The following is an 11,125-nucleotide window of genomic DNA, read 5'->3' on the forward strand; positions in this document are numbered from 1 at the left end:
ACCGCCGACGACCGCGCAGCGCAGCAACGCCCGGATGCGCTGGCCCGTGCGAAGTTCGGCGCCCATCGACCACCCAATCCTTTCGATGGTTTGTCCAGGACATACCCCGCGCGGGCGCCGCCACACCCCGTTTGGCGGTCGGATTGGTCGGGTAGCCGACTCGGGAGCGCGCACAGCCCGCGCGCCGCACCAAAGATGGGAGGGACACTGTGGCACCGAACGCCATCCAGTCGCCCACCGACGTGGTCGACTTTCTCGTCAGTCAGCATCAGCAGATCAAGGCGATGTTCGCCGAAACCCTGGCGGCGTCCGGAAAGGCGCGCGAGAAGGCCTTTGTCGAGCTGCGGCGCCTGCTCGCCGTGCACGAAACCGCCGAGGAAGAAATCGTTCACCCGCGCGCCAAGCGCAAGATCTCTGGCGGCGCCACCGTCGTCGACAATAGGCTGCGCGAAGAGCACGAGGCCAAGACCGTCCTGCAGAAGCTAGAAAAGCTCGACGTCGACAGCGAGGAGTTCACCCGCGAATTGACGAAGCTGCGCGACGCGGTGATCGAACACGCCGAGCATGAGGAGCATGACGAATTCGCCAAGCTCGGTGAGGAATTGAGCGGCGACGAGCTGGAACGGATGGGCCGCGCCGCCAAGCTCGCCGAAGCGATCGCCCCCACCCGCCCGCACGCCGGTGTGGAATCCCAGGCGGCCAACCTGGCCGCGGGACCGTTTGCCGCGATGCTCGACCGGGCCCGCGACGCCATCATGGGCAAGGGCTGAGGCAGCCACCCCTGGCGTGTACCCCCGCTCGGTGGGGAGCGGGGGTATCCACGCCGCTGGGAAGGAGATCATGGCCGCAACGTCGAAAGCTCCCGGTGCCGACCGCTATCTCCCGCAGGACCGCGGCCTGGACTCCTTGCGGACGGCGGCCGAATTATGCCACGGCTGTTCGCTTTTCGAAGACGCCACCCAGACGGTGTTCGGCAACGGGCACCCTGGCGCGCCGATCATGCTGGTGGGCGAGCAGCCCGGCGATCAGGAGGATCGCGCCGGTGAGCCGTTCGTCGGCCCGGCCGGGCGTCTGCTCGACCGCGCCCTCGAGGACGCCGGCATCGAGCCGGCGCTGGTCTATGAGACCAACGCGGTCAAGCACTTCAAGTTCACCCGCAAGGGCGGGAAGCGGCGCATTCACCAAAAGCCCGGCCGCACCGAGGTCGTCGCCTGCCGGCCCTGGCTCATCGCGGAGATCGAAGCGGTGCGGCCGCAGGTCATCGTGTGCCTGGGTGCCACCGCCGCACAGTCGTTGCTGGGCAACACTTTTCGGGTGTCCACCCAGCGCGGCCAGCAGTTGCGGTTGCCCTCATCGGTCGACGTGCACGTGGAGCCCGCACCGACCGTGGTCGCGACGGTACATCCCTCGGCGGTGTTGCGCGACCGCAGCGACCGACACGACGAGGTCTACAAGTCGTTCGTCGACGACCTGCGCAGTGCGGGTTCGGGCGTCACCAAGCGCGGCTGAGGCCCGAACCCGCCCGCGGGTCAACTCTTCTTGTGCGGCAAGAACTCCTGCGCCTTGGTCTTGAGGCCGACCTTGACGAAGCCCACCCGGTCCTCGTCACCGGAGAGCACCGCCGCGGTCGCCGACTTGAACTGCTCCCACGTCGCGTGCGGCGGGATCGGCGGCATGTCGGGGTCGGTGTGCACGTCCAGCACCGTGGGACGGTCCGCCGACAGCGCGTTGCGCCAGGCGTCCGACAGTTCCTCCGGATCCTTGATCGCCATCGCGTTCAGGCCCAGGCTGGCGGCGAAGGCGGCAAAGTCGATATCCGGAAGATTCTGGGATTCAGCGAATTTCGGGGCGCCGGCCATGGCGCGCATTTCCCAGGTGACCTGGTTGAGGTCGTTGTTGTGCAGGATCGCGATGATCAGGCGCGGGTCTTTCCATTCGTTCCAGTACCGCTTGATCGTGATCAGCTCGGCCATGCCGTTCATCTGCATGGCGCCGTCACCGCTGAACACGATGACGGGCCGGTCCGGGTGGCCGAATTTCGCGCCGATCCCGTACGGAACCCCGGGGCCCATCGTGGCCAGCGTGCCCGACAGCGAGCCCCGCATGTTGCCGCGGAACCGCAGGTTGCGCGCGTACCAGTTGGCGGATGAGCCGGAATCGGCTGCGACGATGGCATTTTCGGGCAGCTGGGGCGACAGCTCGGAGAACAATCGCAGCGGGTTGACCGGGTTCGCGCTGACCATCGCCTCCTTGTCCATGGTCTCCCACCAGCGGGCCACGGTCTTCTCGATGCCCTCGCGCCAGGACCGGTCCTCCTTGCGGCGCAGGTGCGGGATCAGCGCCCGCAGCGCGGTCTTCGCGTCGGCGACGAGGTTGACCTCGTAGGGGTAGCGCATGCCGATCATCCGGCCGTCGACGTCGATCTGCACCGCGCGGGCCTGACCGAATTCGGGCAGGAACTGGGTGTACGGGAAGCTGGACCCGACCGTCAGCAGCGTGTCGCAGTCGCGCATCATCTCGTAGCTCGGCCGCGTCCCGAGCAGCCCGATCGAGCCGGTGACCCAGGGCAATTCGTCCGACAGGACGTCCTTGCCCAGCAGGGCCTTGGCCGCTCCCGCGCCAAGCAGGTCGGCCACCTCGGCCAGCTCTTCGTGGGCTCCGCGCGCGCCGGTACCCACCAGGATGGCGACCTTCTTGCCGGCGTTGAGCACGTCGGCCGCCCGCGCGATGGCGGTGTCGTCGGGCGCGATCTCCGGGTACTCGATGCCGAGGCTGGAGGGCACCATCTTGAACGCGTGCTCGGGCGGCGAGTACGGCAGCTCCTGGACGTCGCTGGGGATGATCAACGCGGTCGGGGCCCGTTGGGTCATCGCTATCCGGATGGCGCGGTCGAGCACGTTGGGCAATTGCTCGGGGACGGTGACCATTTGGACGTAGTCGCTGGCCACGTCCTTGAAGAGGTTCAGCAGGTCGACCTCCTGCTGATAGTTTCCGCCCATCGCGCTGCGGTTGGTCTGGCCGACGATGGCCACCACCGGGACGTGGTCGAGCTTGGCGTCGTAGAGGCCGTTGAGCAGATGGATTGCTCCGGGGCCGGATGTGGCCGCGCAGACCCCGACCCGGCCAGTGAATTTCGCGTAGCCGACCGCCTCGAAGGCGCTCATCTCCTCGTGGCGCGACTGGATGAATTTGGGTTTGTTGTCCGCGCGGCCCCACGCGGCCAGTAGCCCGTTGATGCCGTCGCCGGGATACCCGAATACATGTTCAACGCCCCACGCCCGCAAGCGCTCCAGCAAATAATCGGAAACCTCTTTTTTGGACATGTTTTCCCTCCTCGGCAGACGGTTCTACTGTGCTGGCGGGTGGGCGTGTGTGGCTATTGTTTGAACCACCTGCATGGCACCGCCGACGGTGCGCGCGCCCACCGAGCGCGGCTCCCGCTGACGGGCGTGACATATGCAGGCTGCCACCGCATGGGCGGCTTCGGCACTTCCCACCCGAGCCGTATTACCCGGATCGGGCCGTGTTATTCGCCGAAACGACGCCGGCGGGGCCGACTCTCAGCCAGTTTTCAGCTGACGAGTGTGCAACGGCGCCCGGCGGCGCGACCGGAACGGTCGGCGCCGGGATCAAAAGCCTTGTGGCACACCGTTTCCGAGGTAACCCAGGCCCGCTTCACGCACCGCGGCCGGATCCAGCGAGTTTCTGGCATCGATGACGACGGCCAGCGGCGCGTCCTGCGCGATGACTTGCCAGTCGAGCCCGCGGAATTGCGGCCATTCGGTCAGCACGACGATCGCGTCGGCGGCCTTGGCGGCGCGATAGGGGTCGTCGACCGCCGTGACCCCGCTTTGCTGCAAGACGGTGGGATCGATGTTGGGCAATTGCGGGTCAAAACCCACCACCTGGGCGCCGGCCGCAGTGAATTCTTCGCATGCGGCCAGCGCAGGCGAGTCGCGAGTGTCGCTCGTGGCGGCCTTGAACGTGAGGCCCAAAGCGGTGATCCGACAGCCCGACAACGGTCGGCCAAACGTTTGCCGCAGGGCGGTGACGATCCGTTGCGCCTGCCCGGTATTGGTGCGCCGGGCCGCTTCGACCTCCGCGAAGGAAACCTCGTGCCGGTGTGCGATGTGCACCAGCGCCGCGGTGTCCTTCGGCAGACACGAACCGCCCCAACCGGGGCCCGGGCGCAGGAACTCCGGCCCGATGCGCCGATCGGCGCCCATGCAGCAGGTCACGTCGTTGATGTCGGCGCCCACCCGCGCGGACAGTGCCGCCAGCGAATTCGCGTAGGACAGCTTGACCGCGAGGAAGGCGTTGCTGGCGTACTTGGCGAGCTCGGCACTCTCGGGGCTCATGCGCAGCACGCGGTGCGCGGTGAAACCGTACGACTGCTGTACCAGTTGGGCCGCCAGTTCATCGTCGGTGCCGATCACCAGTCGGTCCGGATGACTGAAATCGTCGACGGCGCGCCCCTCGCGGAGGAACTCCGGAGTGGAAACGACACGAATGCCCTTGTGGCAGAGCCGCCGCCCCATGAGGGAGGTGGTACCGACCGGCACGGTGGACTTCAACGCGACGATGGCCCCGCGCCGCAGCACACCGCTGAGGCCGTCGACCACCGATTCGACGGCGCCCAGGTCCGCGGCACCGTCGGCGGCGCTGGGGGTGGGGACGCAGACGAACACGACGTCCCGGTCGGCCAACGCGGCGAAGTCGGTGCTGAAACTCAGCGTGCCGCGCGCGAGTCCGTCGCTCAGCAATTCGGTCAGTCCGGGTTCATCGATGACCGAGACCCCGGTGGCGAGTTTGCGCACCCGGTGCGGGTCGGCGTCCACCGCAACGGTATTCAGTCCTTGCCCGGCCACACAGACCGCGGTGGTCAAACCGACGTAACCGACGCCCACCACACCGACGAGAGGCTTGCTGCTCATGCCGGCTCGCCCAGGACATCGTGGCTTGCGGACAGCACCCGGTCGACGGTGATCGACAGCAGGCCCTCGTCGGGCACCGCGGCGTGGGGGTCGCCGCTGCGGCCCGCCCACAGCGCGGCGTGCGGCGCGGGCCCGCGCGGGCCCCAATGGCGGGGCGAGGTGGGGCCGAACAGCACCACCGACGCGGTTCCGGTCGCGGCGGCCAGGTGCGCCACACCGGTGTCACCGCAGATGACCAGCCGGCTGTCGCTGATCAACGCGGTCAGCGCGGGCAGGTCGAGCAGTCCGGACACGACGGCGGTGCGCGGCAACCGGGCGGCGCTGGCGACGGCGTGGGCCAGGTCGAATTCGCTCGGCGATCCGGTGACGACGATCTCGTAGCCCTCGTCGCGCAATGCGGCGGCCACCGCGGCGAACCGTTGCGGTGGCCACTGCCGCGCCGGCGCCGACGCGCCGGGATGGATCACGACCGCCCCGGTCTGGTCGCGGGGAAGTGGTGGGCGGGGTAGCAGCGTGTCGGTCAAATCGCAAGGGATTCCGGCCCATTCGAGCAACGCGCACCACCGGTGCATCTCATGCAGATCGGCGCGCCAGCGCGGGCCCGCCACGCCGGGATGGCAATGGTGACAATGACTGATCACCGACTGCGGTTCCCAGGCCAGCAGGTGCTCGATGCTCTGCGGTCCGCAGCCATGCAGGTTGATCGCCAGCTCCGGCGGGCCGCCCAGCGGCTGGACGTCGCCCAGCTCGTTGGTGGGCAACAACTCGTCGATCGCGCCGGTGAGCATGGCCAGGTCGCGGTAGCGGTCGGGGGCGGCGAGCATCACCCGCGCCCCCGGATAGTGTCGCCGCAACCCACGCAGCGCCGGCACCGCCGTGAGCAGGTCGCCGAGCCCCAGGGCGCGCAGCACCACGATCCTGCCCGGCGCACCGGCGTCGAGAGTCGCTGCGCCCCTTAGGGCCACGACGACTCCGTCGAGGCGCAGACCACCATCTCACGCACCTCACAGCCGGCCGGTTGGGAAAGCGCGAAGAGCACGGTCTGGGCGACGTCTTCGGGCTGATTGAGCTTGGCGTCCGCCGGCGGCTTGTACTGCTCGGGGCGCCCGTCGAAGAACGGGGTGTGCATGCCGCCGGGGATCAGTAACGTCACGCCCACCTGTCCGGCCAGCTCGGCCGCCAGCGCGCGAGTGAAACCGACGACCCCGAACTTCGACGCGCAGTAGGCGGTGGCGTCGCTGACCGCCTTGATGCCCAGCGTGGAGGCGCAGGTGACGATGCGCCCCCGGGTGGCCTTCAGGTACGGCAGCGCGGCGCGGATGACCGCGGCCGTGCCGACCAGGTTGACGGCGATGACCTGCTCCCATTCCTTGGCGGGGACCTGCTCGAGCGTGCCGCAGGAGTCGATGCCGGCCGGGGTGAATACACCGGTGATGCGGCCGTTCACCTTGTCGGCCAGGGACTCGACGGCGGTCGCGACCGCACCGGTGTCGGCCAAATCGCAAGCGACATAGGGGACGTCGGCCGCCGGCGGTTTCTTGTCGATCACCAGCGGCAGGCCACCGCGGGCGGATACCGCGGCCACGGTGGCCGCACCCAATCCGGAGGAGCCGCCGGAGATCAGCACGCCTTGAAGCGATTGTTGGTTCATATCAACACCTTTCAGCTATGTTCGCGGCGCGACGTTGCCGCGGCGATCAATCGGGAAGACGAATAGCCCGCCACCGTGGGCAGGATCATCACCTCGCCGCCGTGGCGGTACACCACATCGGCTTCGGGCAGGTCGGCGGCCACATAGTCGCCGCCCTTGACCCAGATGTCGGGTCGCAGATCTTCCAGCATGCGCTCCGGGGTGGGGCCGTCGAAGATGGCCACCGCGTCGACGCAGGCCAGCGCGGCCAGGACGCGGGCCCGATCCGCGTCACGCATCACCGGCCGCCCACTGCCTTTCAGCGCCCGCACCGACGCGTCCGAATTCACCAACACGATCAGCGCGTCGCCGAGTTCGCGGGCCTGCCGAAGCAGTCGGATGTGCCCGGTGTGCAACAAGTCGAAACAGCCGCCGGTGGCTACCAGCGTGCCCCCGCGACGGCGCAGCCGCGCCGCCAGCGCAACCGGGTCGACCGTGCTGGCGTCCTCGAGGCCCGCGGCGCCGGCCAGCACGTCAGATCCCTTGCTGGACACCGGTGTCGACACCGACGCAGCGCCACCGGCGCTGACGAACCGTGCCGCGTCGCCGACCGCGGCTCGCACTGCGGTGACCGCGTCGGCACCGTCACCGAGCGCCACCGCCGCGGCGACCGCGAACCGGTCGCCGGCCCCGCAGACGTCGGCCGCACCCGCCGCGGCGCCCTGCGGGACTCCGATGTGATGGACGCCCGCCTGTGGCAGGTAGACCCGAGCGCCCTGGGCTCCGCGAGTGATGCACACCGCGGCCGCACCCCACCTCTGCAGCAGCAGTTCTGGGCCGTCACCCGGCGATTCCCCACAGAACGCTTGCGCCTCTTCATGATTCGGCGTCACCAGCGCGCATCCGGGTATTGGCGGCGCGCCGCGCGGGTGCGGATCCCAGACGGTGGGTATCCGGCGCGCCGCTTCGGTCAACGCCGTCCGGATTGCCGGCAGCGCGGTCACGCCCGCGCCGTAGTCGGCGACGCAGATCGCCCGGGCGCCGGCCAGGGCGTCGGCGACCTCGGCGGCCACCGGCCGGTCGATCGGGGCGCCGTCACCGCGATCGACCCGAAGCATCGACTGACCGCGGGCCCGGATCCTGATCTTGCTCACCGTCGTCCCGCTCATCGGCAGTGCCAGCACCCGCACCCCCGAGGCGGCCAGCAGGTCGTGCAGCCTTCGGCCCGCGTCGTCGTCGGCGATGCCGGTGATCAACACCACGGCGGTCTCGGTGCGGGCCGCGAGCAGGGCCGCCAGCCCGGCCCCACCCGGCCGCTGTACGAGCCGTTCGGCATCGACCACCGGCACCGGGGCCTCGGGGCTGAGCCTGCTCGCCGAGCCCAAGATATCGATGTCCAGGATCGAATCACCGACGATGACAAGCGGTTTGGTGCTCACGATGCTTCCCGCCGCAATAGGACATCGTCGAGGGCCATGCATAACCCGTGAATCAGCATCAGGTGGACCTCCTGCACGGTCGCCGTGCTGCCGGCGTCCACGCAGATCGCCTCGTCGCATATGCCGGCCAGCTCGTTGGGTCCCCGGCCGGTCAACGCCCAGGTCACCATGCCTACGTCCTGCGCGGCTTTGGCCGCCGCTATCACGTTGCGGCTGGCGCCGCTGGTCGACAACGCGACCAGCACGTCGCCCGCCCGGCCGTGTGCGCGCACCCCGCGCGCGAACATCTCCTCGTCGCCGTAGTCGTTGGCGATCGCGGTCAACGCGGAGGTGTCCGCGTGTAAAGCGATGGCCGACATCGGGATCCGCTCCTCGTGAAAGCGCCCGACCAGTTCCGCGGTGAGGTGCTGGGCCTCGGCGGCGCTGCCACCGTTCCCGCACGCCAGCAGGCGGCCCCCGCCGGGCAGCACCATCGCCAGCTGACGGCCCCAGCCGCGCAGCCGGGCCGCCTCGGCGCTGGTCCGCCGCACCGCGTCTTGCAGCGCATCGAAGTGCACCTCGATCATGGCTGTCCTCCTTTTACCGCGGCGATCAATTCCGCATCGGTGATGTGGTCCAGGCAGGGGTGCCCGGGTACCGGGCAGACCCGCGCGCGGCTGGCCCGGCACGGCGCGGACTGATCGCCGAGGACGCTGACGTGCGGCCCGTAGGGCCGCCATTGCGCGGCCGGCACCACGGGGGCGAACAGCGACACCACCGGGGTGTTCACCGCGGCGGCCAGGTGGGCCGGGCCGGTGTTGGGGGCGACGACCACCTGCGCCGCCGCGAACACCGCGGCGAGTTCCGCGAGGCTGGTACGACCGCCGAGATCGGCGGCCACATCCCGCGCTACCGATGCGGTCAGCGCGGCCTCGTCGGGGCCGCCCGTGACGACGACGCGGTGGCCGGCGTCGACGAGCGCGGCCACCATGGCCGCGCTGCGCCCCGCACTGGGCCGCCGGGCCGGCACGGCCGCGCCGGGGTGAAACACCACGAACGGCCCGGTCCCGATCTCGGTCGCCAGCCGCGGCGGCACCGGGTCCGTCGCCCGCACGCGCAGCCCGCCGTCGTCGCCCGCGGGCAGGGCGCAACCGGCCGCCCGCACCAGCGACAGCGCCCGCTCCGGCTCGGGGATTCCGTCGGGCACCTGATGCCGCAGGTTCAACAGCGCGCCGGGGTAGTCCACGCAGATGGCGCCCACCCAGGGCACCGCCGCCATGCGGCACAACAGGGCCAGCGGCAGCGGCGACTGATGAAACGACGTGAAGATGTACACCCGGTCGGGGGCCAGATCGCGCAGCTGCTTGATCAGCGCCTCGGCATGCGCGGCGGTCAACTCGGGCGCCTCGAAATCGACCCAGGGCGCCTGCCATTCGACGATCTCGTCGACACCGAGCAGCAGCTCGGCCGCGTCCCGGCCGCGCGGCCCGACCAGCATCGTCAGCCGGTCGTGGTGTGCGGCCACCGCGCGCACTGCGGGACCGGTGATCAGCACGTCACCGGCGCTGTCCAGGCGGGCCACCACGGCGGTGCTCATTGGCACTCCGAAAGCACCAGGGACACTGCGTCATTCAGCGTCGCGGCCACGCGCGCGTGCTGGCGCGCGTGCTCGACCTCGCCGGGCAGGGTGCGGTCGGTGGGAACCAGCACCGCCCGGGCGCCGGCGGCCAGGGCGGCCCGGACGTCGCCGCCGGTGTCGCCGATCATCACGCAGCGCTGGGGCGGCACGGCCAGGGCCTCGGCCGCCGCCAACACCATGCCCGGCCGCGGCTTGCGGCATCCGCAGCCGTCGGTTTCGTCGTGGACGCACACCTGCCAGGAGTCGAACGGGCCGAGCACGTCGTCCACCCGGTCGTTGACGCTGCTGAGCTGCTCGGCGCTGATCAGTCCGCGCGCCACCCCGGACTGATTGGTCACCACGGCCAGCAGCAGGCCGCGCCGGCGCAGCCGAGCCAGCGCCCGGGCGGCGTCGCGGGTGGGGCGCACCCCCGCCGGATCGTTGAGGTAGGGCTTGTCGACGATCAGGGTGTCGTCGCGGTCGAGGAGCACCGCGAGCGGCGGATCGCGCCGCGCCCGGCGAAACGTCCATTCCCCGGCCAACCGGTGGGCCACCGCGACCGGGGGGATGATCGCGCTGCTCAGCGAAAGCCGCAGCGCCTCAACACCACTGCGTGGTCCGCTCAGCCAGCGCCGGGCGGTGAACTCCACCGTCAACAGCAGCCACAGGGTGGCGGCGCGGCGGGCCGCGCGGCGGCGGCGCACCAGCGCGGCGCCCAGGGCCAGCGCGCCGATCAGGGTGGTGGCCGAGTGCGCCGGCAGCCGGCCCGCCCCTTCGCCGATCTGGTCGCGCCAGGACCGTCCGTACTTGCGGCGCAGCAAGGCGTTGTCTCGGTTACCGATCTGCGCCCGCACGCTCGAGCGCCAGGTCGCCGGCGCGACGGGGTGAGTCGAGCGACGTTCGCCGCGCAGAATCGTCCCGCCCGCCAGCACAATCCGCAGCGCCAGGTCGGAATCCTCGCGGTAGGCGCGCGGAAACCGCTCGTCGAATCCGCCGACCGCCACCAGCGCGTCGCGGCGATACGCCATGTCGGCGGTGATCCATCGCGCCGTCGACAACCGCGCGGTCCGGCGCTCGTCGTCGGTGGGGCGGCGGTGCGTCGGGACCTCGAGCACCGCCTGCGACCCGACCGCACCGGCGGCGTCCGCGGCCTTCAGGTCGATGCACAACGCCGACTCCCAATCCGGATCCGGCACCACGTCATCGTCCAGGAAACACACCCAGCGGGTGGTGGCCGCACGCCATCCCACGTTGCGGGCGGCCGCCGGCCCGCGTCCGCCGCTGCGCAGCACCCGCACTCCCAAGTCGTCTCCCAACGCCAAATCGCGGGGCGGTCCCGGCCGGTCGTCGACCACCACGACCTTCGGCGGCACCGGCCACGCACCGCGCTTCAGCGCAGTCAGCAAGCGCCGCAGCGAATCCCGACCGATGGTGGGGATCACGAGCGTGTACTCGGGCATCACAGGTACCGCCTGACCAGGTAGGGGCCGAGGGCCAGCACGTCGATCGGTGAACTGCCGAACAC

At 70.3% G+C, this 11,125-nt stretch carries 10 protein-coding genes; 2 read left to right on the top strand and 8 right to left on the bottom strand.

Going from position 1 to position 11,125, the window contains the following annotated elements:
- Window positions 1-209 precede the first annotated feature (209 nt).
- Window positions 210-770, top strand: coding sequence for a hemerythrin domain-containing protein (locus A5622_RS25290; protein ID WP_066881956.1), 561 nt, complete (start codon window positions 210-212; stop codon window positions 768-770).
- 70 nt (window positions 771-840) lie between these two features.
- A complete protein-coding gene (locus A5622_RS25295) occupies window positions 841-1,509 on the top strand; it encodes a UdgX family uracil-DNA binding protein (RefSeq protein WP_066881958.1) in 669 nt (222 codons plus the stop codon).
- A gap of 20 nt (window positions 1,510-1,529) precedes the next feature.
- Here the strand turns inward: A5622_RS25295 and A5622_RS25300 are convergent, their stop codons facing one another.
- From A5622_RS25300 to A5622_RS25335, 8 genes are all read right to left on the bottom strand, one after another.
- Window positions 1,530-3,323: a thiamine pyrophosphate-requiring protein gene (locus A5622_RS25300; protein WP_066871008.1), complete on the bottom strand. Its 1,794-nt coding sequence runs from the start codon at window positions 3,321-3,323 to the stop codon at window positions 1,530-1,532.
- 306 nt (window positions 3,324-3,629) lie between these two features.
- On the bottom strand, window positions 3,630-4,934 hold the full coding sequence (locus A5622_RS25305; protein ID WP_066881960.1) for a UDP-glucose/GDP-mannose dehydrogenase family protein: 1,305 nt from the start codon (window positions 4,932-4,934) through the stop codon (window positions 3,630-3,632).
- Window positions 4,931-5,899, bottom strand: coding sequence for a glycosyltransferase family 9 protein (locus A5622_RS25310; protein ID WP_066881962.1), 969 nt, complete (start codon window positions 5,897-5,899; stop codon window positions 4,931-4,933). The genes A5622_RS25305 and A5622_RS25310 overlap by 4 nt, the downstream gene beginning before the upstream one ends.
- A complete protein-coding gene (locus tag A5622_RS25315; RefSeq protein WP_066881964.1) occupies window positions 5,890-6,585 on the bottom strand; it encodes an SDR family oxidoreductase in 696 nt (231 codons plus the stop codon). The genes A5622_RS25310 and A5622_RS25315 overlap by 10 nt, the downstream gene beginning before the upstream one ends.
- An 11-nt stretch (window positions 6,586-6,596) precedes the next feature.
- On the bottom strand, window positions 6,597-8,003 hold the full coding sequence (locus A5622_RS29875) for a PfkB family carbohydrate kinase (RefSeq protein WP_231998270.1): 1,407 nt from the start codon (window positions 8,001-8,003) through the stop codon (window positions 6,597-6,599).
- Window positions 8,000-8,569, bottom strand: coding sequence for an SIS domain-containing protein (locus A5622_RS29880; RefSeq protein ID WP_066870992.1), 570 nt, complete (start codon window positions 8,567-8,569; stop codon window positions 8,000-8,002). The genes A5622_RS29875 and A5622_RS29880 overlap by 4 nt, the downstream gene beginning before the upstream one ends.
- Entirely contained in the window at window positions 8,566-9,579 is a 1,014-nt protein-coding gene (locus tag A5622_RS29885; RefSeq protein WP_197498148.1) for a glycosyltransferase family 9 protein, read from the bottom strand. The genes A5622_RS29880 and A5622_RS29885 overlap by 4 nt, the downstream gene beginning before the upstream one ends.
- A complete protein-coding gene (locus tag A5622_RS25335; RefSeq protein ID WP_066881968.1) occupies window positions 9,576-11,060 on the bottom strand; it encodes an HAD-IIIA family hydrolase in 1,485 nt (494 codons plus the stop codon). Before A5622_RS25335 ends, A5622_RS29885 begins: the two co-directional genes overlap by 4 nt.
- Window positions 11,061-11,125: the final 65 nt, after the last annotated feature.

Origin of the sequence: Mycobacterium sp. 1245801.1 (genome assembly GCF_001673055.1) — a bacterium.
In the GTDB taxonomy this organism is placed as follows: Bacteria; Actinomycetota; Actinomycetes; order Mycobacteriales; family Mycobacteriaceae; genus Mycobacterium; species Mycobacterium europaeum_A.